This window comes from Candidatus Omnitrophota bacterium (genome assembly GCA_003598025.1).
Taxonomy (GTDB): Bacteria; Omnitrophota; Gorgyraeia; order Gygaellales; family Profunditerraquicolaceae; genus Profunditerraquicola.
The window spans coordinates 171,788-196,228 of record QZKH01000006.1 but is presented as its reverse complement, the minus strand read 5'-3'; the positions used below and the strand labels follow the sequence as shown (position 1 = coordinate 196,228).

The 24,441-nt window shown below is 39.5% G+C and carries 27 protein-coding genes; 3 read left to right on the top strand and 24 right to left on the bottom strand.

Annotated features, from left to right (window positions below; genetic code table 11):
* Positions 1–9 precede the first annotated feature (9 nt).
* Complete coding sequence (locus C4533_06290; protein ID RJP28076.1) at positions 10–1,092, top strand: polyprenyl synthetase family protein; 1,083 nt, start codon at positions 10–12, stop codon at positions 1,090–1,092.
* 2 nt (positions 1,093–1,094) lie between these two features.
* On the opposite strand, the gene C4533_06285 is transcribed toward C4533_06290, so the two are convergent.
* From C4533_06285 to C4533_06215, 15 genes are all read right to left on the bottom strand, one after another.
* Positions 1,095–1,367 (bottom strand): TMEM165/GDT1 family protein, encoded by a 273-nt coding sequence (locus C4533_06285; protein ID RJP28075.1) that lies wholly within the window; start codon positions 1,365–1,367, stop codon positions 1,095–1,097.
* Between the two features lie 21 nt (positions 1,368–1,388).
* Positions 1,389–2,360 (bottom strand): radical SAM protein, encoded by a 972-nt coding sequence (locus C4533_06280; protein RJP28074.1) that lies wholly within the window; start codon positions 2,358–2,360, stop codon positions 1,389–1,391.
* Positions 2,361–2,408: 48 nt separating this feature from the next.
* A complete protein-coding gene (locus tag C4533_06275; GenBank protein ID RJP28073.1) occupies positions 2,409–2,864 on the bottom strand; it encodes a hypothetical protein in 456 nt (151 codons plus the stop codon).
* Entirely contained in the window at positions 2,865–3,464 is a 600-nt protein-coding gene (locus C4533_06270) for a hypothetical protein (GenBank protein ID RJP28072.1), read from the bottom strand.
* 1 nt (position 3,465) lies between these two features.
* Positions 3,466–5,133: a hypothetical protein gene (locus C4533_06265; GenBank protein RJP28071.1), complete on the bottom strand. Its 1,668-nt coding sequence runs from the start codon at positions 5,131–5,133 to the stop codon at positions 3,466–3,468.
* A 22-nt stretch (positions 5,134–5,155) separates the two neighbouring features.
* Positions 5,156–5,389: a hypothetical protein gene (locus C4533_06260; protein ID RJP28070.1), complete on the bottom strand. Its 234-nt coding sequence runs from the start codon at positions 5,387–5,389 to the stop codon at positions 5,156–5,158.
* Positions 5,390–5,453: 64 nt separating this feature from the next.
* On the bottom strand, positions 5,454–6,068 hold the full coding sequence (locus C4533_06255; GenBank protein RJP28069.1) for a type II secretion system protein: 615 nt from the start codon (positions 6,066–6,068) through the stop codon (positions 5,454–5,456).
* Complete coding sequence (locus tag C4533_06250) at positions 6,058–6,465, bottom strand: prepilin-type N-terminal cleavage/methylation domain-containing protein (protein RJP28068.1); 408 nt, start codon at positions 6,463–6,465, stop codon at positions 6,058–6,060. The genes C4533_06255 and C4533_06250 overlap by 11 nt, the downstream gene beginning before the upstream one ends.
* Positions 6,434–7,207 (bottom strand): hypothetical protein, encoded by a 774-nt coding sequence (locus tag C4533_06245; GenBank protein ID RJP28067.1) that lies wholly within the window; start codon positions 7,205–7,207, stop codon positions 6,434–6,436. The genes C4533_06250 and C4533_06245 overlap by 32 nt, the downstream gene beginning before the upstream one ends.
* 81 nt (positions 7,208–7,288) lie before the next feature.
* On the bottom strand, positions 7,289–7,669 hold the full coding sequence (locus tag C4533_06240) for a type II secretion system protein (protein RJP28066.1): 381 nt from the start codon (positions 7,667–7,669) through the stop codon (positions 7,289–7,291).
* 28 nt (positions 7,670–7,697) lie between these two features.
* Entirely contained in the window at positions 7,698–8,093 is a 396-nt protein-coding gene (locus tag C4533_06235; GenBank protein RJP28065.1) for a hypothetical protein, read from the bottom strand.
* Between the two features lie 183 nt (positions 8,094–8,276).
* Complete coding sequence (locus C4533_06230) at positions 8,277–9,494, bottom strand: type II secretion system F family protein (protein RJP28064.1); 1,218 nt, start codon at positions 9,492–9,494, stop codon at positions 8,277–8,279.
* A 1-nt stretch (position 9,495) separates the two neighbouring features.
* Positions 9,496–11,148: a type II/IV secretion system protein gene (locus C4533_06225; GenBank protein RJP28063.1), complete on the bottom strand. Its 1,653-nt coding sequence runs from the start codon at positions 11,146–11,148 to the stop codon at positions 9,496–9,498.
* A gap of 9 nt (positions 11,149–11,157) precedes the next feature.
* A complete protein-coding gene (locus C4533_06220) occupies positions 11,158–11,526 on the bottom strand; it encodes a response regulator (GenBank protein ID RJP28062.1) in 369 nt (122 codons plus the stop codon).
* A gap of 25 nt (positions 11,527–11,551) precedes the next feature.
* Positions 11,552–11,938: a response regulator gene (locus C4533_06215; GenBank protein ID RJP28061.1), complete on the bottom strand. Its 387-nt coding sequence runs from the start codon at positions 11,936–11,938 to the stop codon at positions 11,552–11,554.
* A 230-nt stretch (positions 11,939–12,168) separates the two neighbouring features.
* Between C4533_06215 and C4533_06210 the strand changes: the two genes are divergently transcribed.
* Complete coding sequence (locus tag C4533_06210) at positions 12,169–14,127, top strand: PAS domain S-box protein (protein RJP28060.1); 1,959 nt, start codon at positions 12,169–12,171, stop codon at positions 14,125–14,127.
* A gap of 15 nt (positions 14,128–14,142) precedes the next feature.
* Here C4533_06210 and C4533_06205 read toward each other — a convergent pair whose 3' ends face one another.
* Positions 14,143–14,541: a hypothetical protein gene (locus tag C4533_06205; GenBank protein RJP28059.1), complete on the bottom strand. Its 399-nt coding sequence runs from the start codon at positions 14,539–14,541 to the stop codon at positions 14,143–14,145.
* Between the two features lie 67 nt (positions 14,542–14,608).
* Positions 14,609–15,043 (bottom strand): hypothetical protein, encoded by a 435-nt coding sequence (locus tag C4533_06200; GenBank protein RJP28058.1) that lies wholly within the window; start codon positions 15,041–15,043, stop codon positions 14,609–14,611.
* A gap of 151 nt (positions 15,044–15,194) precedes the next feature.
* Between C4533_06200 and C4533_06195 the strand changes: the two genes are divergently transcribed.
* Positions 15,195–15,755, top strand: coding sequence for a DJ-1 family protein (locus C4533_06195; protein ID RJP28057.1), 561 nt, complete (start codon positions 15,195–15,197; stop codon positions 15,753–15,755).
* Between the two features lie 76 nt (positions 15,756–15,831).
* Here C4533_06195 and C4533_06190 read toward each other — a convergent pair whose 3' ends face one another.
* From C4533_06190 to arsB, 7 genes are all read right to left on the bottom strand, one after another.
* On the bottom strand, positions 15,832–17,727 hold the full coding sequence (locus C4533_06190; protein RJP28056.1) for a PAS domain S-box protein: 1,896 nt from the start codon (positions 17,725–17,727) through the stop codon (positions 15,832–15,834).
* Positions 17,724–18,452 carry a glycosyltransferase family 2 protein gene (locus C4533_06185; GenBank protein RJP28055.1) on the bottom strand — a complete coding sequence of 243 codons (729 nt, stop codon included), beginning with the start codon at positions 18,450–18,452 and terminating at the stop codon, positions 17,724–17,726. Before C4533_06185 ends, C4533_06190 begins: the two co-directional genes overlap by 4 nt.
* A gap of 6 nt (positions 18,453–18,458) precedes the next feature.
* Positions 18,459–19,871: a radical SAM protein gene (locus tag C4533_06180; GenBank protein RJP28054.1), complete on the bottom strand. Its 1,413-nt coding sequence runs from the start codon at positions 19,869–19,871 to the stop codon at positions 18,459–18,461.
* Positions 19,868–21,190: a phospholipid carrier-dependent glycosyltransferase gene (locus C4533_06175; GenBank protein RJP28053.1), complete on the bottom strand. Its 1,323-nt coding sequence runs from the start codon at positions 21,188–21,190 to the stop codon at positions 19,868–19,870. The genes C4533_06180 and C4533_06175 overlap by 4 nt, the downstream gene beginning before the upstream one ends.
* 18 nt (positions 21,191–21,208) lie before the next feature.
* Positions 21,209–21,880: a hypothetical protein gene (locus C4533_06170; protein RJP28052.1), complete on the bottom strand. Its 672-nt coding sequence runs from the start codon at positions 21,878–21,880 to the stop codon at positions 21,209–21,211.
* A gap of 12 nt (positions 21,881–21,892) precedes the next feature.
* A complete protein-coding gene (locus C4533_06165) occupies positions 21,893–23,242 on the bottom strand; it encodes a radical SAM protein (GenBank protein ID RJP28051.1) in 1,350 nt (449 codons plus the stop codon).
* A gap of 71 nt (positions 23,243–23,313) precedes the next feature.
* Positions 23,314–24,396: an arsenical-resistance protein gene (gene arsB / locus C4533_06160; protein ID RJP28050.1), complete on the bottom strand. Its 1,083-nt coding sequence runs from the start codon at positions 24,394–24,396 to the stop codon at positions 23,314–23,316.
* Between the last annotated feature and the right edge of the window lie 45 nt (positions 24,397–24,441).

Sequence of the window (24,441 nt, the reverse complement as noted above, 5' to 3'; positions counted from 1 at the left end):
CATAGGCACATGAAAATAGACGTCAATTATCTTAAAGCGCGGTTGAATAAAAGCATAGACATATTCCTTGCCGATACCTTAAAAAACTACAAGGTAAATTCTGTATCACCTGCCCTTTATCAGTGTATCAAAGATTTCCTGCAGAGGGAAGGCAAGCGTATCAGGCCGATACTCTACATCGTAAGTTATTGCGGATATGCAAAAAATAAGAAAATAAATTTCCCAAAATTATTACGCTCTTCTTTGGCCCTTGAGCTTTTCCACGATTTCATGCTTATCCATGATGATGTGATCGATAAGTCCTATCTACGCAGAGGCAGGCCAACGCTGCATATCCTGTTTAATAATAAATTTGGGGTCAGCAAAAAATCACAACTTGGAGAGCACTTAAGTATAATAGCCGGAGACATAATATTTGCCCTTGCTATTGATTCCTTTTTGCAGATTGATGAAAACTTGTCGAGAAAACAACTAGCTTTAAAGAAACTGGTTGAAACCGCCGCTTTTACAGGGGCCGGCGAATTTATTGATGTGGTAAACAGCACAAAGAACATAGAACAAATCTCGCAAAAAAGCATATACCTGAATTACCTGCTTAAAACAGCAAAGTACACTTTTGAGACACCTTTATTATTAGGGGGGATACTAAACGGCGTGCCTGATAAAGAGCTTAAAAAACTATCTAAGCTTGGCGTTAATCTCGGCCTTGCCTTCCAAATCCAGGATGACCTGCTTGACATCTTCTCTTCTTCAAAATCAATCGGCAAGCCTATATTAAGCGACCTGGTTGAGTCTAAGAAAACGCTTCTCCTATGGCAGGCTTATAAAAAACTTAATAATAACGACAAGATAACAATCAGGCGCATTTTAAAGAAAGAGAAGAAAACGAACTCGGACCTATTGGCATTCAGGGACCTGATAAGAAAATCAAAATCCCAGCAATACTGTTTTAATAAGGCCCTTTCCCTGCTTAAAACAGCAGATAGTATCTGCCGTTCTTTACAGATGGGGAGCGAAAACCGTAAAATAATCCAGGAATTCATAAATAAACTTTTCGAAAAAACCAAAGAACTTAAAACAATCCTGGATTAGTATTATATCTTTCCTAGAAACATTAAACAGCCTATAATTATAAATAACGACGCGCCGATATACTTAATCAACTCCGGCCTTAAATATTTTCCAAAGCTTACCCCGAGGATAACAGATACCGCCGTAACAATCATATAGGCTGACACAGAACCCAACCAGACAAATAACGGCTTGTTTGATTTTGCCGACATAGCAATACCGACTAATTGTGTTTTGTCCGCTAACTCAGCCAGAAAAACAGCGGTAAATGTAGCAAAGAATATTTTCCAGTCCATTTCAGTCACCTCCTAAGGTAATTAATAAGAATACGCAGAACATTTTCGGCATATCTCAGGGATGACATTTTTCAGCCTCCAATTCCTGCGTAAATTATTTATTTTCTCGCTGGCCCACGCTTCCAAAATGCCAATTTCTCTTATATCACCTAATATCATCTCGCTATCTGCGTTAAAGTCACGACAGGAACATATCCCTATCTTACCGTTTGAATAGACTATCAATTTGTTATAAAAAAGCGAACAAGGCCTGAAAACCCTGGGATAAAGGGGCCTTTTTCTCTTCTTTAAATAACCCGGCAGCTGCACATTTCCAATCCAATCGTCAACACATATAGACATTGCATCAACGCGCTTGCTCAAATGTCCGTCCGTTAACCTGTCAATCAGTTTAAAATCGGAGCTGCTTTTTATCTCACTTATTGTCTCTTCGGTCGGCTTTATATCAAAACTAATATTTATTTTATTGCCTCTCTTTTTGTTCTCTTCTAACAAATTTATTATATTATCAAGCGTCTGTTCGTAATTATCTGTGCCAAAGAACTCCTTATATTTTTGTTTTCCAGAAAAAACAGATGAGATATTAAGCCAGTCAATACCGGCGTCAATAAATTCTGCCAGGTCATAACTATTTAATTCCTGTAAAGTTGTAACGAAACCTAATCCTTTAAGATTATCAAAACTTTTTACAAATCTTACCCTCTTAAGCAGGTATGGATCCAATAACGGCTCACCTATACAGACACTAAAATCAATGCATCCGCCTCCTGCCCCTGCAAATTCTTGTACTGCCTTTTCAAATAAACCCATATCGAGATTAACCCTTGGTCTTTTCATTATAGAGTTGGCGCAAAAAACACACCTTGATTTACAATAATTTGTTACCTCAATAGAAAGATTGGGTAATCTTTTAGGCGTAAACCTGCCGGGCTTAAAGAATTTCCAGCCATAACGCATGCAGAATTTTATAATCTTGCTGTATTTTTGAAACATGATCTTCTTGGGTTTAAGGGTTTAAAACGCAGGGTTATAAAAAGCGGATTACCTATTAAGCCTGATCTCGAAATTATTTACTCCATCATTCAATATAACTTTATCTTTTTCTATTTTTATAACAATGTAGTTATCGACCCTGTCACCGACACCGACGATTTCATTATTAATAATTGCTAATATCCCTTTATCATCGGCAAGGATACCGTTAAGAGACAATTGCCTGACGGAAGTTTTAACCGGGCTGATACGCGCCCCGGTGAAAGGATCAGTCTTAAGCTGGAGCTTTAATGCCTCTTCTCGCCAGATGGATAGCCTTTTATTAGGCGTATCTTTATCTTTTTCCTGAGCCTGTATCTTATTAAAGCTGCCAACGACGGTTTTTGCATTCTCGTTAGCTGTAAGATTCTTCTTGGTCCTGCCGAATACGCGTACAAGCGTAAATATAAAAATGACTATCAATACAACAGTAATTATTGCCTCAAGTTGTTTTTTATCTTTCATTTAGCTGAGTAAATATAGGTTAATGCTTAAGATTACCGGTAATTTCGCCCCTGATAACTCCAGCCTGTTAATAGCAAGCTCTTCTACTGTAATAAAGGTTTTAAATTCATTTTCCAATACAGCCAGATAAGCTACCAAATCCGAGAAGCTTGAAATCATATCTATTGAGACAAAAATACTATGGCATGTTTTGCCTTCAGCCTGGATCTCTTTCCGGTCTTTGTCTAAAACCAAGGATTTTGGCTGAGGCTTAATGGAGATTATTTCAATATTATGTTTCCTGGCTACATCAGAAAGCATCCTTATGCTATCTTTCTCATCTGCTGGCAACTTATCCAAAGCAGCTTCAGACGCCTTTTTTATCCTCAGCATACCCTCATCTATTGATGCATCGCTGCCAAATATGCTTTCTATCTGCGCAATCTGAGCATTAAGGGCTTTCAATTCCAAGCCTAAATTCAGTTCCTTTATTCTTAATGGCCTGTAAATCGTTATCCATAATACTAATATTATTATTATAAAAACCATAAGCACTACAGCAATCTTCTTTTGCGCTTCGTTAAGGCTTAGCCATTTTATCTTAAAATTAATGTTCTTCATGTTATTTGTTATTAAGGATGCACCTTATTTCAAATTCCTGTATGCCGTCTTTATTCTCTGAGGCCGCCAAACTTGCCTCGCTTATAAAAGAAGATTTTTCCATTGCTTCGACGAAGTTAAGTATCACCGGTTCAGCCATATTAGCGGCTACAGGGGTATTGCCTTTGATAACCAGGATATTCTTAGACTGATCAAGGCTGACTTCGGTTAAAATTATCGTGTCTGGCACAACAGAACTTATTAATTTACATATCCCGTATACAGGGACCCTGTATTGCCTGATCTTATCCATAGCTGACTGCCTTGCGTCGATCCTCTGCTTCAGCATCTGGGTTTGAGCAACCGCATTTAGATGCGCCCTGCTTACATCGATCCTCTTTCTATAGCTCTTTATCTGGAAATTGAAGAAAAGAACAGCTGTTATAAAAACTACCGATAATATAACACCGGTTATCCTTAAAACAGACTTTTCAAGCAATTCCAGCTTTTTAGTGCGGAAAGCCGATGGCAAAAGATTTATATTAGTTCCTTTATTCAAAACAGTGCCTATCAATCCCGGGAATAGTCTAATATTAAATCCAGCTGCCTGTTTTTGACCGGGCTCAGGCGATTCCAGAAGCGGGATGCTTTCCAGCTTAGTGACATCAATATTAAGTTCTTTGCGCAAGAACAAGTCTAAATTATTCAAATCCGAAGAATCCCCCATTATAAATAACGATGGAGGCTTGAGTTCATTATTTAAGCTGCTCCTATAGTACTCAACCGACCTGTTTAGTTCTTTAACCAACCCCTCCAATACAGGACGCATAAGAGATATAATATGAATGGCTTTTATGCCGCCATCTAAAACAATACCTTCATCCATAGGGATGCCGTATTTATCTTTTAGCGATGCCGCCTTGCCAGGAGTGATCTCAACTTTACCTTGGTCAAAAGCCAAAACGCCGGTCAAAGACTGTATAATCTTTTCAGTCGAAAAGGCAAGCTCTCTGATGAAATTCAATTTATTGTTATTGTAAATCCCAACCCATGATTCCTTTTCGCCGACATTCAATACCATGAATGCATCCTGCTTCTTCGGGATAGCGCCAAGGATATCCTGATAAACAAACGGGGTGCAGGAAAGATATACCGGTATTAACCCATGCTCACTGAATGGCTCAAGATAACTGTTGATAGTCTCGGACTTTGTAAACACTCCCATTATTTCAATCTTTTTTACGCCATCTTTATCTACGCCTTCCTTTATAAGCTGCCAATCAAAAATAGCGGCATCGTTGAAGTCCGGATCGCTTTTTAATTGCCATAGGACCGCATCTCTGATTTCATTTTTGGGGACTGCGGGTATAATTATATGCTTAAACGAAAACATCCCGATATCCGATATGCTGACATAAACATCCCTGCCCTCAATCGCATATTGGCTTAAGAAACTGAATACAAGCGCTTTAAGGCTGCTTATGTAATCGGCGCCGGGAAAAATTTCTTCGGTTTTATAATTCAGGATTTTTACTTTTTGGCCGGCCAGTTCCAAGTAGCAGATTTTAAGGCTCCTTTTGCCTAACTCAGCAGCAATGACCCTCCTGATACTTTTATCGGCTAGAGCCGATCTAAAAGCATCGATTTTTGCGGATAAGCGCAAAATTTTGCCTTTAATATCTGCAGGCATACCGGGAAAATGTAGATTATTTTTAACCACTTCTTTTTATAATATAAAGGATTACAAAAAATGATAATATTGAAGCTAATATTAAAGAAATGCCGACACCCAGCCGCATTTTCATTATATTTTCATCAAGAGATGCCAAAGACCTTGTCATAATTAAGTTTGCTTTATCATTAAGGTTACGCAATGCTACAGGGAAAAACAAGAATAGTATCCCGAAAACCAGTGAAACTACCCCGGCAAAAATTAAGAAAAACATTTTACTTCTCCTTTTGGAAAATTATTAATATTCTATCTGCCTTTTACTATATTATCAATACATTTTACTGGAATTTTTTCACCGCAACGCCTGAAAGAAAATCAACCTGATGCTGCCAATCCTGGAAGTTTCCGCTACCGCTTTGTACCCTGAAAGTTATCTTTATGCTGCGCACATCGGAGGCAGTGCTTGTCACCGCTGAATTGGCATCATAAAAGATAAAGATATCGCTTGACCCGGATTTAACGATAGACATACTGTTGGGAAAATAATATGGGATTTTCTGAACAGGCCCGCCGTCAACAGAACGGCTGATAATTTTATTTGTGTTATCCCAGCTGAACTGAACATTCTGGCCATCGGAATTAATAAAATTAACCGCATCAGGATTGGCCGATACGATTTGCCTTGAAAACCTCAAACCTTTTACCCTGGAATAACCCTGGCTCTGGTAACCATCAATAATATCATCCATAATATCCTGGCCTGCCATTTCTACATTAAGCTTATTAGGTAAAAAGACAGAATTCTGTGTCAGGTTCAACATGATAAAAACGCCGGTTGAGACCAATACGCCGATAATCACCATTACCATTATAAACTCAATTATTGTAAAAGCTGCCTTATGATTACCCGTCATATCTTTACCCTGTCTAATGCCTAATTTATCATAATCCATAGCTTACATTCTTGGCAATATATGTTGAAAATGACACCAAGACATCAGTCGATCCGGCTCTTGATACGGTTACCTCTATTTTTTTAAGGCTCTCTGCTGATGAACCGTCCCCCTGCGCATAAGTAACGACCCTGGCCACATCATAACCATACCCCTGGTAATTGCCAAAAGTTGCACTTACTATGTTAGTATATGGACTCGCATAAACACCCTCCATCTCAAGCCTCCCCAAGTTCAGAGCTATTGTTAAATCCTGGCTATAAAATGCACTTTCAACCTGGGCAAATATGGTAAGGGACAAAGGAATAGCGATAACCCCAATAATTACTATTGTCATTATAAGTTCAATCAAGGTAAAACCATTATTATGGTGTAATCTGTGTATATATTTCATCATAATCAATAAATTTAGATGTGAGTGCGTTATATTCTGCCTGTACCGTCCTGTAAAAACTTGAACCTGTAGTCTTCCCTGTAGATTTAACCGTGAAATTATAATTATTGGAAGCCGGATATGCTGTCAAAGTCTTGCTTGAACCGTCAGTCATGACGAACTGAATAGATATAGTAGCTCCGGTCATACTGTTGTTAAATTGCAGATAATTTATACTATATATTGTTGGGGTGGTATTAAGAGTAAAGTTTGATATGTTACAATCAGCAGGAGAGGCTGAATTCCCGGTCCAAACATTGCTGCCGTTTATTCCTATCACTCGCAGCCTCCTATTATTATTCCAGGTAACAATCATCCGGTCGATCGTAATACTGCTTGAATTAGTGGCATTTTGCATAGTAAGCCCTTCTAAATTCCTGTTAGAAGAAGCAAGGAATGAATTGATGGTATTAAGCATCAATAGATCTGCGGCATCTCCGCCTAAGACAAAATAATCCTGGGAACCGGTATTTGTCTGCCCTAAGGTAAAATACCCGTTTGCGGTTAAATCATGGAACCTGAACCAATATGCAGAGCTGTTTATCCCTGCATTAGCCGAATAAATTGTTTTTGTTTTAATGATCTCTGTCTGGCCCTGGGAGAGCCTTTGGACAATAAAGAATGAAAGGCTTAAAATCAGTATGGAAGCTAATACTATCAGGAAAACTGAGGCAATTAGGGTGATGCCTTTTTTATTGATATGCATCTCCTCTAAGGAAGTGAGTAACTTGAGGCAGCCGGTAATACGCTATGAACAACGGATTACCAGCCGCCTCATTAAATAAGATTATTGGAAAGACCCTGTGGCGGCAGTATAAGTATAAGTAGTGCCTGCAGGACCGGTATAAGTAGTAGCTGATGCCTTTGTCCAGTCAGAGGTTATACCACCTTGAGAAAGGACATTATCAAAACAGGCATTTGATGCAGTGCAAGCACCGGTTGTTGCTGCATCAAGCGCAGCCGGGTATGCGCATGTACCGCTTGCGCATTGGTTTGCATAATAAGTGGCAATGCCTGCCCTTACTCCGCCGACAACACCCTTTTCGGCTGAAGTCTTTGCATCGCTCTGAAGGTTATAAAAATTGGGTATTGCGACTGCTGCAAGTATACCGAGTATGACGATGATCATGACAAGCTCAATAAGCGTGAAACCTTTTCTGTTGATCATGCTACTCCTCCTTTCGATTTTTCAAGACTTACCAGTTTTGATAATCCCTCGTAGCCGAAGCAACATCGCCCCGATAAGGATCATAATGGTATCTATTTCCAAAGACATCCACAGGGAACCCTTCTTTATCCGTTGATATTGTAGATAAATATTCGCTTTTAAATAAAACGTCGGCAAGTGTTGCCATCTTATAATTTGCCGATATCAATTCCCTCAAGTCTTGCGGATAATGCCCCTGCGTTGCTTTATATAAAGAAAGCGACATCCTAAGGCCTTTTAATTCCACCTGCAGTACCTTTTCTTTTGCTAATATGGATGCCTGGTGATAGAAAATAAAAAAAACCGAGATAAATACTGCTATTATTGTCAAGGATATGACTGCTTCAAAGAACGTAAAACCAACTTTAGAGCGATTATATATCATAGCGATATTATTTGCAAGGAGATTATATTAGCGCACAGTGCACGGTTCACAGTTCACAGCTATGAGACACAAGAAAAACTGTGACTTTGCCTGCCTGCCGGTAGGCAGGTGACCTGGTGTCTTTGTGTCTCCATGTAGCTATATCTGTAATCTGTGAACTACGCTCCATGAACTATCCTGCCTTTATCTCTTAAACACATTCATCAAGTTCCATACCGGTAGAAATATACCAAGCGCCATAAACAAAACAATGCACCCCAGGACAAATATTAATATCGGTTCAATGAGCGTGGTCAGATTGCTTATTGTGTAATCGACCTGCGAGTCATAATAATTGGAAACATGCATTAATAACTCATCCAATTTACCCGTGCTCTCGCCTACTGAAACCATTTGTATTACTACCGGCGGGAACATGCCGCTGATTTTCATCGGTTCAGTCATCCCTTTGCCCTCACTGACATTAACCCTTATATTTTCAATCACTCTGGAGACCACAACATTTCCCGTGGCCTTGGTTGAAAGATCCAAAACATTCAAAATCGGCACGCCTGCTTTCAACAATGTACCGCTTATACGCGCAAACCTGGACATGGTCAGCTTCAAAACTAAAGGGCCAAAAATAGGGACTTTAAGTTTGATCGTATCCCACCAGATCCTCCCTGAATCGGTTTTTATTACCCTCTTGAACAAATAGGCAAAAATACCTCCTAGCAAAATAATCAGCCACCAGAATTTGGTAACAGCATAATTAATGCCTATTAATACCCGCGTTGGAAATGGAAGTTGTACCGTAAACTGACTGTATATTTTTGCAAATCTGGGTACGACCATCGTAGTAAGCACCAGGAAACCAAGGACTATCGCTATAACAACAATTACGGGGTATCGTGTTGCTGCCTTAATTTTAAGCCTTATTGACTCGTCATGCTCTGAAAGAACAGCGAGCCTGTCAAGCGCCTCATCCAATAAACCGCTGGCCTCACCTGCAGTGATCATATTAATATACAACTCGCTAAAAACCTTGGGATGTTTAGCCATAGCACCGGATAGAAGCATACCGGCCTCTATATCTTTAATGACAGAATCAATGGTCCTCTTAAGGGTCTTGTTTGTAGCTTGCTCCCTTAATGCATTGAGGCTTACCCTGATAGGGATACCGGCTTTCTGCAAAGCAGAAAACTGCCTGGTAAACATGGCAATGTCCCCTATTGAAACATTACCAAATCTTCCGAAAAGCCTGGCAAAAAACTCATTATTTTCATGGATTGGGTGGATAGAGATAGGAATATATCCCAGCTGATTAAGCTTTTTAGCTACTGCCAGCTCAGAATCAGCAGTCATAATATTATCTACAAGCTTGCCGAAATTATCCCTTGCTTTATATCTATAGGACTGCATATTATTGTGTTTCGGTTACCCTTAACACTTCATCGATTGTAGTCAGGCCCGACCTGGCTTTGTCAACACCATCAAACAGCAAGGTCTTTAACCCTGATTCAATCGCTCTTTTCTTTATCTTATCGGCCGGGCTCTTTTCTTCGACCATCCTGCGTATATTTTCATCTATAATCAATAATTCAAAAATACCGATCCTGCCGATAAAGCCGGTATTCCTGCAGGCAGGGCATCCTTCTCCTCTGTATAATTCAACACTCCCCTCAAAACCCAAGCCTTCAGGCAATTTATCGGAGGGCGTGTATTTTTCTTTACATTTGTCGCATATCTTTCTTACCAGCCTCTGGGCAAGTACGCCTATAATTGAGCTGGAGATCAGAAAAGGCTCTATGCCCATATCTATAAGCCTGGTTAAAGCCGAAGGGGCATCATTTGTATGCAGTGTAGAAAACACCAGATGCCCAGTAAGAGATGCCTGTATGGCGATCTCGGCTGTTTCTTTGTCCCGTATCTCTCCGACCATAACCACATCAGGGTCCTGCCTCAATATTGAACGTAAGCCGTTTGCAAAGGTTATGCCGGCCTTAGGATTTACCTGCGTCTGCCTTATTAATGGGATTTCATACTCAACCGGGTCCTCAATAGTTATTATATTTTTTTCCATAGAACTTATATTCGTTAATGCGGCATAAAGAGTAGTGGTCTTACCGCTTCCCGTTGGGCCGGTAACAAGGATTATCCCGTTTGGCCTGCGGATAATCTTATCAAACATAGCAAAATTATCATTTGAAAATCCAAGGTCTTTAAGGCTAAGCAGTATGGATGCTTTATCCAGGAGCCTTAAAACAACGTTCTCGCCGTAGACAGTAGGAAATGTAGATACACGTATGTCTATGCTTTTATTTTCAAGTTTTAAACGCACCTTGCCATCCTGGGGCTTCCTGCTTTCGGCGATATCCAGGTTAGACATTATTTTGATACGGGAAACAATCGCATTATTTAACTTTGTCGGAAGGGTATGCGTTTCATGCAATATGCCGTCTATTCTATACCTGACCCGAAGCACATCCTGCTCTGGCTCGATATGTATATCAGAAGCCCTGTCTCTTATACCTTCGGAAATCAAAGTATTAACCAGTTTTATTACAGGGGATTCGCTATCGGCGCTTTTTACATCGCCTTCTGTATTTTTCTCGTCCTTTTCTATAATCTTGACAAACTCTTCTACGCTTTTTGCCGATCCATGCAGCGAATCAAGGACCCGTTGTATGCCGCTATCTGAAACCAGGACAGGTTCAACATTATCTATGCCGCTTATCTTCCTCATCTCATCCAGGACCCTGATATCATTAGGATTGACCATAGCTACAGTAATACAATCAGCTATTTTAAAGATCGGCACTGCTCTGTGTTTTTTGAGGACCTCTTCAGGTATGATTTTTGCTACCTGCGCATCAACGATATAGTCAGCCAGGTCCATATACGGGACACCCAGGTGGTCCGCCTTGACCTTGGCAACATCCTCTTCACTGATAAATCCCAATTTCTCCAGCGCTTTTTCTAAACGAAGCCCGGTCCTGGCAGACTCATCCTTTGCCTTATTAATCTGCTCCTGTGTTATGAGCCCTTGTTTTAAAAGTAAATCCACGGTTTCCATATTCAAGGCCTACTTGATTAACTCTTTTATTTTAGATAATAATACTTGTGGTTCAAACGGCTTGGTAATATAGGCATCAGCTCCCACCTCCATGCCGGTTTTTAAATCCTGGTCTTGGGCACGGGCGGTAAACAGAATAATAGGGATATGTTTATATTTTTCGTCGAATTTAAGCATACGGCAAATTTTATACCCGTCTATTTTAGGGAGCATTAAGTCCAGGATAATCAAATCCGGTTTCAGGCCCCTGGCCATATCAAAACCCTCCTGGCCGTTAGATGCCTCCATTACGGTATATCCATTTGCCTCCAGCCTCAGCCTGAGCACTTCTACTAATTCCGGCTCATCGTCAACAATAAGAATTTTTTTCTGCTCCATGACCTATCCCCTCATATTTTAGTTATCAGCTTTTCTTATATCTATCCGCCATATTGAGAACCCCGGTAATATTCTTTATCTCTTCATTCAAATCTTTGGTCTTTACTATAAAACCGGATGCCTCAAAGGTGTTAGCAAGTTTAAAACGCTCATCTCCCGAAAAACCGGTAATCATAAATACCGGCAACTTCTTATATTTCTTCCTGATTTCTTCTAAAACCTTGATCCCGTCAATATCCGGCATAATTATATCCAACAGGACCGCATCAGGTTTTTTTTCATTAAGGATATTAATTGCCTCTCTACCGGAATTAGCAGTTACAACTTCGTAACCATTTGCCTCCAGCCTCATCTTAATCAATTCTAAGAAATGGGCCTCATCGTCAACGACTAAAATCTTTTTCTTAGGCATTTTGCCCTCCTTTGCCTATAATACATAAAATAACATACAAAACATATTAATCAACAATAATTTTGCCTGTTTATGATTATAACATAATCGCCTTTTTTTACAATAACACATTGAAAATACAGGGTTTATTTAGAAATGAATATACGAAATAACAACTAACAATTGTTGACTTACGCGCCTTTGGGTAGTATGATTAGTATAGGATCAATACCGGCAAAAATAGTAAAAAAATGACAAGAAAAAGAATCATTAACCCCCTTATTAGCGACCCGGGCTCCCGAAACAATATACAAAATAAATACGAATTACTCTCCGACCTCATAAACCACATCCCCGATGTAATATACTTTAAGGATAAAAAAGGCAAATTGCTACTCGTAAATGAAGCACACGCCAAAGGCTTAGGCTTAAAACCCAAGCAGGTCATTGGAAAAACTGATTTTGACATTTTTCCCAAAGACCGCGCAAAAAAAATGGCTGAAGACGATAAATTCGTTATCCGGACCGGGAATCCCATAATCGATAAAATCGAAAGGGCAACCCGGCCTGACGGCATAGATAATTATGTCAGCACAACAAAAATACCGAGGTTCGATAAAGAAGGCAAAATAATCGGCCTTATGGGCATAACCAGGGATATCACCCACCGCATGCAGCTGGATTATCTCAAGAACGAAAAAGGCATGCTTGAAAAAAAATTGGAGATTGAAAAAGATTTAAACAAACTGAAATCCGATTTTGTTTCAATTGTTTCCCATGAATTAAGAACCCCTTTGTCAATAATCAAAGAAATAATACTCCTGCTTCATGATGAAATAACCGGGCCGCTTAATGAAAAGCAAAAGGAACTGTTATATAAAGCCAGGAATAATACGGAGAGGCTCAGAAAAATAATCGAAGACCTCCTTGATATCTCCAGGATAGAAAAAGGGACACTTAGGGTCAATTTCTCTCTTGTGAACTTTAACGATCTCCTCCTGCAATCTTATCAGGACTTTTTGAATTTGGCTGCCCAAAAACAAATCCGGGTTTCCTTTGACCTGCCTAAAAAGCAGATAAACATTTTTATTGATCCGGAAAGGATATACCAATGCATTTCGAATCTTTTATCTAATGCCATCAAGTTTACCCAAGAAAACGGCCACATTAAAATCGAGGTAAAGATACTTGAGGATAAAATAAGGATAGGCGTAATTGATGACGGCATAGGCATTTCAAAAGACGATATTCCCAAATTATTTAATAAATTTGTTCAGGTATCAAAAAATATAGCCCAGCAAATAAAAGGATTGGGCCTGGGCCTCTCCATTACCAAAGAGCTGGTAGAAAGGCACGGCGGAGAAATATGGTGTGAATCAAGACCCGGAATAGGAAGCAAGTTCTTCTTTACTTTATCGGGCATATATACTACTGCCGAAATCAGCCCTAAGGTTAAAGAAAAGATAAATGCCGTTATCCAAAGCGGAGAGAAGGCTTATCTTGTGAATCTTAACATTATAAATTTCAGGAAATTCAAAAACAGGGTAAAAACCGAACCAAAGAGATTATTCAGGGACCTGGATATACTGCTGTTGGATGTAATAAAAAAATCAGCCGGCGCGCATGCCGCTGCAGAGGTAATACTTAAAGACTACCGGGAAGGCACTTTTGGGCTGGTTTATACCACAAAAAACGAGAAACAAGTAAACCAGCTTTGCGAATCATTAAAATCCAGGATAAAAGATTATTTCTCCAGGAATAAGGTTGAAAATGTATTCATAAATATAGGGGTGATTTCCTATCCCGCAGAAAATCAACCTCATTCACAGGAAAAGGTCGCCGCTAATATAATGATAAAAAAGATCCTTATAGGCTCGGAGTTAAGAAGAGCTAAAAGAATAAATTATAAAGCCGAAATAGAAATACTATCAGAAAAAAAGCCCGAGCTAACACAGGCAATAGACATCTCCAGGGGAGGAATGTGCATTGAAACACAAAGCAGGCTTGATACTGATTCTTCGATCAGCATGAACTTCGAGTTAATAAATAAGCAACGCCTCAAGCTAAACGGCAAGGTAAGATGGATAAAAAATTCGGATGAGCATAAAAACAGGTTCAAAACCGGCATTGAATTCGTCGGAATGAACCCGGAAATAAAGAACAGGCTGCTTGCTTTTATAAAGACCATCCAGAAACAAAATCGCTCATAATTTTAATTAAAGGGTTTATAATACGCTTAAGTCTGGCGGTTCGAATAGCTGCCATGCGGTAAGCCTGTTGCGCCTGTCAAAGAAAAGATATATTAACTCCGAGGAAAAGTATTCAGTAGGATGCCTGTATACCAGTACTTTAGTGATATTTTTGTCTTTATCCCTTAAATACGAAAAAACCGGGGAATAATATTCTGAGATTATTTTATTTTTACTTAACCCTGTTTTTAATTTGTTATTCTTTATATCGTCACGAAGGCGGTAAAAACCGTCTTCCTGCCTGTTCAACAGGCTCTCGATCCCTGACCTGTTAGCTGAAAATCTCTTTAATAAGCATACCCTGTTATTTAAGATGCTGCAGCAGCCGCTTAAAATGAAGCAAAGGCCTATTAAGAATATCAATTTTCGTAGCATAGGTACTTTAACAAAAACGCCCCTCTCTGCCTGTTAAACAGGCAGAGAGGGCTATAAAATGATGAATTTATTTCCCTGTAGACAACATATAATCAATAACCCTATCGCTTACTTTATTCTGCTTTAAATAGGTTATAAGCTCAGAATTAAGGTTATACTTAGACTTTGTCCTCTGTATCTCGTCTATTATTACGGCATCGGGCAAGCCCTGGGATGCCATTTCTGCGATCTTTGTTATTGGGATATGGTTTGGGTTGACTGCCATAGCTTTCTTATCCATCTGGTTGCCGATTAATCCTCCGGCAACAGCTCCTGTAGCCGCCCCTATTGCCGCGCCCTCCAGGCCATGGCCGCTTTGATGCCCGACTATACCTCCGACTGCAGCCCCAAGTAATCCTCCGCCTACAGCCCCACCTGTTGTATTCTGTCCTGCAGTTTCACAACCCGCGGATAATAATGCTGCTGCAAGAACTAAGACCAAGAAATTAACTCTCTTATGCATCTTCCTCCTCCTTTTTTTAATTTATAATCACTTGCCTTTAGCTTAAAGGCAAGTCATAGGCAAGCTTATTTTACTTCATGAAAATTCTATTTGCAAGATTATTATGGTATTGATAGTATAATAAATATCCAAAGTTAATCAAGGAGGGATTATGAAAAAAAAGGCTCTGGTCTTATTGGCTGACGGATTTGAAGAGATTGAAGCGGTATCATGTATTGATATATTAAGAAGGGCTGATATTGATGTCATCATAAGCTCTATTGACGGCCTTAAGGTGAGGAGTTCAAGGGGCATGTTTCTGCTTGCCGAAGAGCGCATAAACAGGCTGCAAGAGAGTTTTGATGCTTATATACTACCCGGCGGGTCAAGGGGAGCAAAGAATCTGGCTGCATCAAAAACGGTCGGAAAAATATTATTAAAAGCTAGTAAAGAAAACAAGCTTATAGCTGCTATATGCGCGTCTCCGGCAATAGTCCTTGCCCCACTTGGGCTTCTTAAAAACAAGAAAGCAACATGTTATCCGGGCATGGAAGAATTATTTCACGCAGATACTATCCATTCAAAAGATAAAGTTGTAGCCGATGCCAATATTATAACCAGCCAGGCGGCCGCGACATCCATACCTTTTGCCTTAGAAATCGTCAGCACGCTTAAAGGCAGAGAAAAATCAAGGGGAATCGCAAAAGATATAGTGTTTGAGGATTTCGAATAACATTTATTAGTTCATGATTGATGGTTATAGATAATCCATAAACTATGAACCATGAACTATGAACTAACCATCAAGACTATTCATTCTTAACTGAAGAACAACTTACCTTTGCTAACAGCTCCTCTATGTTCTTAGTTTCCTCGGGATAGCTTATAAAGACGGCTTTTGTCTTAAGCTCCTTTGCTGATTGTAAGCCTGATTTTAAAATATACTCTCTTATAATGTTTTCAATCCTGCCATAAACAATCCCGGAAGTATCTTTACCAACGCCGAATAACGAAATAATAATTTCATTCTTACCAACCTGCACAACATCTTCCTTGCCTCTTAAGGCTTTATTTATTTCGCTTTCGATATTCCTCAATACCAGGTTAAATTCTGCGAAACCATATTTACTGATAATTTCGTTAGAATTGTCTATTTGCAATAAGATAAAAGTAATCGGCTTGTCTTCTTTTAAGGCATCATCAATAAGCTTGCCTGCAGACTCCTTAAAAATATCGATACATTCAATTCTTGGCAAAGAAATGACGAATTTACTCCCTTTACCCAAATCACTCTCCACCCAAATACTGCCCTTATGCATATTAACAAGCTCTTTGGTTATTGCAAGGCCTAAACCTGTGCCTTTAGGCCCGGCACCGGGGCTGCGCCCGAATTGCGCGAATTTTCCGAATAACTTCGGCAGGTCCTCACGGGATATACCCGAACCGTTATCAATCACTCTAAACTCAACGGATTCATCCTTACCCTGCAAGCTTACTGTTATAATCCCGTTTTCAGGGGTATATTTGACAGCATTTGAGATTATGTTCGTAAGGATCTGTATAAATTTATCCTGGTCAACAAACAGATATTCAGGTTTATCCGGGATATAGCAAAGTAGCTGCTGGTGCTTAGAGTCACTCTGTATCCTCATTTTAGAACATGTATCATCTAAAAGTGCAGAAACATTTATAAAACTCTTCTTTAGGCGAAGTTTACCGGACTCTATCCTTGATATATCCAATAAATCATTGATGAGCTGAGTCAACCGGTCTATATTAGAAAAAACTGTTTCCAGGGTTTTTTCCTGCCGCCCGTTCAAAGGCCCTGTAACCTTATCTATAACTAATGAAACCCCCTCCTTCATAATTGACAAAGGCGTCCTTAACTCATGAGAGACAGTAGCGACAAATTCTGACTTCAACTTGTCTAACTCCTTTAACCTTTCATTTGCAGCAAGCAGGCTTTCCTCCATCTTTTTACGTTCGGTAATATCTTCTTTTACGGCTATGAAATGAATAATCTTACCGTCTTTATTCTTGACTGATGAAATTAAGGCAGACTCCCAGTATAATTGCCCGTTTTTTTTCCGGTTATGGAACTGGCCTCTCCATTCTTCACCGGAGAGTATGGTATCCCATAGCTTTTTGTAGAATTCCTTATCTTGCTCTCCTGAATTTAATATTCGCGGGTTTTTGCCAATAACCTCCTCAAGGGCGTATCCTGTTAACTGAAGGAATTTTTTATTAACATACTCAATATTGGCATCGGCATCAGTAATCATAACACAAGTCGGGCTTAACTCGACAGCCTGGCTTAATTCCTCTAATTCCTCGTCTTTAGCCTTATGCTCAGTAATATCGATCAGCACGCATATAGAGCCGCATACAGCATTATTCTTGTCAAATAACGGAGCGCTGCGTAAGTGAAACCACTTATTAAGCCTGTCATCATAATATTCGGATGTCGTAAGCTTAGCCGCATTTACGGTCTCCTTATGCGGGCAAGAGTTAACACCGCAACAGCAACTGCCAAGAACATCATAGCATTTCTTATCAATAAAGTTCTTTTCCTCACTGTTCATAGCCAGCAAAAAGGCGCTATTTGCCTTTTTTATATTACATTCCTTATCAACAATAAAAATAATATCATCCATTGTATCAAAAAGGCTTACCCAAAATTCGTTATAGTTTATGCTTGCGGTCATCTGTCACTATCCTTTTTGCGAATGCTTAATATTTTAATAACCCTGTATTTAAACCCCCATTTGAATATTGCAAATAAAAACCTTAAGCCGTCAAGAAAGGTGCTTGATTTCATCCTGCCGCCCTGCCGAGCCAGCTCATGGCTTGATACCTCTGTTATCCTGTAACCTTTTATTAACGCAGCAAAAATTAACTCTATTTCAATATCAAACCATCTGGAATTAAACTTATGGCTATTTATTATGTCCTGCCTGAACGCTTTATAACCATTCAATGAATCTGTAAGATCCAGAGAGAATAATATGTCAACAAGGAATGTAAAAACAGCATTCCCGAATAGCCTAATAATCTCGTATTCATCGCTTCCGCCCTTTGCCCTTGAGCCTATTGCAAGCCCGGAACCTTTTTCTATGGCCTCGATAAAGTGCGGGATATCCTGCGGCTGATGCGAACCATCGGCATCAAGCATAACTATAATATCACCCTTACAAACCCCAAAACCGAACCTTAAGGAGTTACCTTTGCCCGGCTTATAGATATTCTGATATACAACGGCGCCGTTTTCTAACGCAATCCGACCGGTTTGGTCGTTGCAGTGATCGGCGATAACCACAATCTCAAGGTTATATTTATCTATCCCTGCGAATGTATTTTTTATCTGTCCGATAAGCGGGGCTATTGTCTCTGATTCATTCTTTGCCGGTATCAATACGCTTACTGTTTTCATAGCAAATCACCTGTTTCTGATTAGCATATTCTTTATAAGATCAAATATCGCGTCTTTAAACCATATCAATTCATTAACCGAACGTATGCTTCTTATTAACCGGGCCCAACGTCCAGGCCTTATATAAAAATCCCGGTATGCCTTACGGTAATATTTTAACACCATATCTTTGTTTAATGAACCTATTTCATAAAATACCTGATTGCCATAGAATCCCTTTTCAACACCGCCATCTACATTGACCAGGAACTTCCCTTTCTCTTCTATCTCTTTATAAAGCTCGGTCCCGGGTAAAGGCAAAGCTATCATAAAATTTGCGATATCAGGAGAGAGCCTCACGGCATAATCAATAGTCCTCTGCATTGATTCCTGGCTATCCCCGACCAGGCCGATGATAAAATTTGCATAAACAATAATACCCTTTTCCTGCGCCTGCCTGGTTATGCCTATTATCTTATCCAAGTCAAGTACCTTCTTTATTTTTCTTTGTACCTGCGGGTCTGCGGTTTCAATGCCGAAGCCTATCTTAAAAACCCCGGCTTTTTTCATTTTATCAAGAAGCTGGGGATCAACATTATCTGCCCGTATTCCATTTTGCATATTTATAGCCAAGCTATAATCCCTATCAATGATCAAGTCTAGAATCTGCTTTGCATGGTTCAAATCAAAATTAAAGTTGTCATCCAAAATATCTATCTGCTTTACTGAGAATTTATTTACCAACCAGTCAATCTCTTTGATAACGTTTTCCGGGCTCCTTGAACGGATACGCCTCTGAAATATATCCTTATTACAAAAAGTACACTGGTAAGGGCATCCCCTGTTAGTCAATAGCGGAGCAACCGGGGATTTTCTTGCCCTGCTTTTATACAATTTAAATCCGGGTAAAAGATGGTACGCCGGAAAAGGCAATGCATCTAAATCTTCGATAAGTTTCCTAGGGCTGTTTGTAACAACTTCACCATTATTTTTATATATTACCCCTTCTATTCCGGAGAATAAATGCTCCCCGTCCTTAAATCGCCGGGCGATTTCCAGCATAGTGGCTTCAGCCTCTCCGACAGCAACAGCATCCACACAATCATTCTGCAGGGCTTTCTCAGGTATCGACGAAGGGTGCGGGCCTCCGAAAATAACTGGAGTGCCTTTAAATGCCTCTTTTAATACTTTGGCTGTATCGAGTGCGGCAGGATAAGTAACTATGCTTGATGATATCCCGATTAAATCAGGCTGTATTCTTATTTCGCGTAAAAGCTCATGCGAAGATAAACCCATAATCTGCGCATCAATAATCTGGCAATTGTATCCTCTTGATTCCAATAACGCCGCGATATAAGCCAGGCCAACCGGAGGCTCAATAGTCGCCTTGTTTACTCCGGATATCGAATGTGAATATGGGTTTACTAAAATTAGGTTCATATATTTTCGGAAGAAGATTTTATTTCATATAATACAAACCCGCATAATATAGCGAACAAATAAGAGAAATCAAACCTATACCGTGTGTGAGTTGCCGGACCGACAAGTATGACAAAATATAAAAAGCTTAATGATAAAAGGACAAGTGTTTCCCATTTTCTTTTAACTATAATGCGCATTAATCCTGCAATCGATAACAAATAAATTAAAAAGAGCAGTATCCATGAAAAAAGCTGCAAAGTCATAACATACACCGGAAGTCTTCGAAGCATGCTTAGCGCCGGCTGCCTTCCAAACTCATACAAAGCCTGAGCGCCGCTTGCGTCTCCGGTTAAAGTCAGCAATTGAACGGTGCCTGTGCCAAAATAAAGGCGCGGATGCCTTTTAATAAGGAGAGTTGCGTAGGAACTGAAATTACTGAATATCTCCTTTTTGGCAAAGCCACCCAAAACATGTATAGCTTTAACAGAATCCCTGGAATTTACATCGATATTTGAGAAGATCTCCCTAGCTTTTTGTTCTATCATACTGCCGGCTGCTTCCTTGCCATAGATATCTTCCAGTATAAAACGGTAATCATAATAATAGAGATGGATGTCTTTTTTCGTGCTGAAGAAAATCTCTTTATATACATGATAATTCCTTATTAACCAGGGTGACAAGGTAAACATCTGCACAAGAATGCATAAAACTGCAATTTTTACCCTGCGCCTGAAATCATTCTTATCAAAAGAAATTATCAACACAACATAAACTAAAATAAATAAAAGCGATATAGGCTTGATTAATACGCTCATACCAAGCAAGAATGAAGCTAAAGCTAAACGCCTCCATCTGTTACAACCAAAATAACTGACAAAAAAATAATTCGACCATATAAAAAATGCCAGAAACATACTATCAGGCATATTAAGGATTGAATATACAAATCCTTCCGGCATCATGCCAAATACTGCCAGAGAAAACAGCGCTACCAGGTATTTTTTACTAAGCCGATATGCCAGGAAGAATACGGCGCAAGCTGCTAATATAAAAAAAACGGAATTAAGCATGCATATAGACCTGACAGCTGCAATTTTGCTGTTAAGTACTCTTAAGAAACATGAAAGCAGTATTGGGTATAACGGAGAGTCTATGAATTGGTTACGGAAAGAATCTGCGCGGTCAGGAGAAAGAATCCCGTATTTTAAATAATTTTCTGCGCGTGTTAAATACTGAAAGCCGTCATCGCCCATTAAATCCTGGCCGGCTATTACCAGGATAAAACGCGATAGGAATATTACCGCTAAAATAAGAAAAAATGCGGCTTTCTTTCTCATTAAATCCTGATCCGCAAATTATTTATTATCATTAACAATAACGGGGTATTGGGCAATAATATCTTTGGCAGCATCTACTTTCTGGCCCTCCTTTACAACTATCTTGCATTCCGGAGGAAGAAAAAGCGCAACCGCAGACCCAAGCTTAATATGACCAAGCTTATCGCCGGCGCTTATTTCCTGCCCCTCTAAGACACCACAGACTATTTTTCTTGCCATGAGTCCGGCGATCTGGATCACCGCTAAATCCACATCGCCGTCTATAATAATACTATTGTGCTCGTTTTCTTCATACGAACCCTTCGAGAACACGTTCCTGAATCCGCCCGGGACATAAAATATCCTGCTAACTTTCCCAGCTATAGGGCTGAGTGTAATATGTTTATGGTAAAGCTTCATTGAGATTATTACAAGGCTTGATCCGTCTTTGGCATATGGGGCTAACTCGTCAAAAGAACAATTCTTATCCAGGTGATGCAGCTCTATGTGGGAAGATTTATTTATTTTTATATTCCTGATTATCTTAGTTATATTGCCTTCGGCAGGAGAAATAATCAAGCCCTTACCCTTAGGTATGTTTTTCTTCAAGGTGGATGCCGAATAGCAACCGGATATTAAAATCAACCCGGCTAAACAAAAAAGGAATATCCTGAATAAATAAACGCTGTTGTCTTTTGAAAAAATATACATGTTACAATTATATCAAATACCAAGAAATAATCTACATGCTTTTCTAAAAAAATCCCGGCTATTTAAAACAAGTATCCTTATGTTGGAATCGGCCTTTTGGCATAGCTGCTTAACCGGTAGTAGTGCTTTTATATAGATAAACCATATGAATTCAAAGAAAACGGCCGGGATATATTTTCTGTTAAGATAAATATACTGAAATGGTTTCTCAAATTTATCATTTTCCCAATTAAATATCCGGTTATCTATGCAATATTTCCATAATTCACTTCCCGGATAAGCTGTGGTTTTATTGGTAGCTACTATATCTATATGGTTAAAGAGAACAAATAGTATTGTTCTAAACAAATCAATTATTGTTTCAGTAGGCGTTCCCATCATGATATAACCAAATACTCTTAAACCTGCCTTATTTGTCATCTTTGCTGCCTTGGCATTTTTCACTACGCTTACACTTTTGCCTTTCAAGAAATTCAGTATTTTAGGAGAACCGCTCTCAAATCCATAAGCAACAAAATCACAACCGGAGTCCTTAATCATTCTCAATGTATCGGGATTGACCGAATTGACATGCGCGTGGCAAAACCATTGGAATTTAAGCTTGTGCTTCTTTATTAAGCCGCAGATGCTGGATAACCTGGGTTGGCTGGAGAGAAAATCATCATCAACAAAACCAATATAATCTACCTGCCATTCTTCCAAAAGGTATCTGATATCAGCTATCACTCTCTCGGCGGAAAAATACCTTGCCCCGTGTTCAAAACCGCTATTATAACAGTAAGCACACTTGTAATTGCACCATCGCGAAGTCATTAATTCTACGTGCTTACAGCCTTTTTTTATACCCAAATTCTTTAATGCATGGTCGCTAGTAGTAGTATAAAATATTTTGTCAACCAAACCCCACGGTAAAGAAGGTAAAGTATCCAAATCTGCAATAGGTTCCGAGTTTATAATCCTAGGGTGATAACTATTGTCTTTCATAATGCCGGAGAATAATTCTACTAAACCACGCTCCCCTTCTCCTCTAACCACGTAATCTGCGTGCCTTAAGCTCTCCTGAGGATACAGGCTTGCATGCAGGCCGCCTAATATCACTTTAATTCCCCGCTTAGTCATAAAATAATCTGCTAATTCGTAAGCCCTTGAGATAGAAAAAGTGAAACTGGATATGCCTATCAGATCCGGAGAAAATGCTTCTATGGCTTGCCTGATATCTGCCCCTGGAAGCACATCAAACAATTTGATTTCTATTTTGTCCTGGAATTTTTCTTTCATGTATGCGGCTAGGCTCAAAATGCCATAAGGAGGACAATTCAACACATAAGGGTAATAAAAGTAAACGAAGGCTATCTTAATCATTTTTCTAACGATTTTTTATTCCATAAAATATAATAAAATAGCCGCATAAAAGAAACGCTGGAAGAAAATCATCATTTACCGAATAAATGCCTTGTGCGCAGGCATATCTTTACCAGCATAAGCATGACCGGGACTTCGATTAAAACCCCGACTACAGTCGCCAAAGATGCCCCTGAAGATAAGCCGAAGAGTACCGTGGAAGTCGCAATAGCAACTTCAAAATGGTTGCTTGCACCCACAAGCGCAGAAGGGGCTGCATCTCTATAAGATAATTTCAGCCACCTTGCAATAGCGTATGTTATGCCGAAAATAAGGCAAGTCTGGATAAAAAGCGGGATCGCAATCAAAATAATAATCTGCGGCTGGTTGATAATCAATTCGCCTTTAAATGAAAAAAGCAAAATAAGCGTAAGGAGCAGCGCGCATATTGATACGGGAGTCAAATAATGCAGGAATCTCTCCTCAAACCATTTAAATCCCCTCCTTGCAATTAACCATTTTCTTGAATAATAACCCAGCAATAAAGGCAAGCCGACATAGATTACCACTGATAATACTATTGTCTGCCATGGTATAGGCATTTTGTTCACACCCAGTAACCATCCGCCCAAAGGAGCATAAAGAAACAACATAGTCAGCGAATTAACAGCAACCATCACCAAAGTATGCCCATCGTTTCCTTTAGCCAGATGCCCCCAGATTAAAACCATAGCCGTACAAGGCGCTATACCGAGCAAAATACAACCAGCTATATAGGACCTAAACAATTCTACCTGTGCGCCCCCTTTTACAGTTTCCATGCCCGGAAGCCAACCTTTGAACAATAATCCCAGGAACAGCCATGCGATTGCAAACATGGTAAATGGCTTTATACACCAGTTCACTACGAGCGTAATGATTACGGGCTTGGGTGCCTTGCCTGCCTTAATGACCTCAGCAAAATCAATTTTGACCATGATCGGATACATCATAAAAAACAGGCACACGGCGATAGGTATAGAAACCTGAAAAATAGAGAATTGGTCAAGCTTAATTGATACCTGCGGGAATAATTTACCGAGTGCTATCCCGAGCCCGATACAAAGGATAACCCATCCGGTAAGATACCTTTCAAAAAAACTTAGCCGCCTCTCCTCGTGAATAACGTGCTCCATCCTCTCTCCTATTAAATTGGCCTACGCAAAAACAATAAACTAATT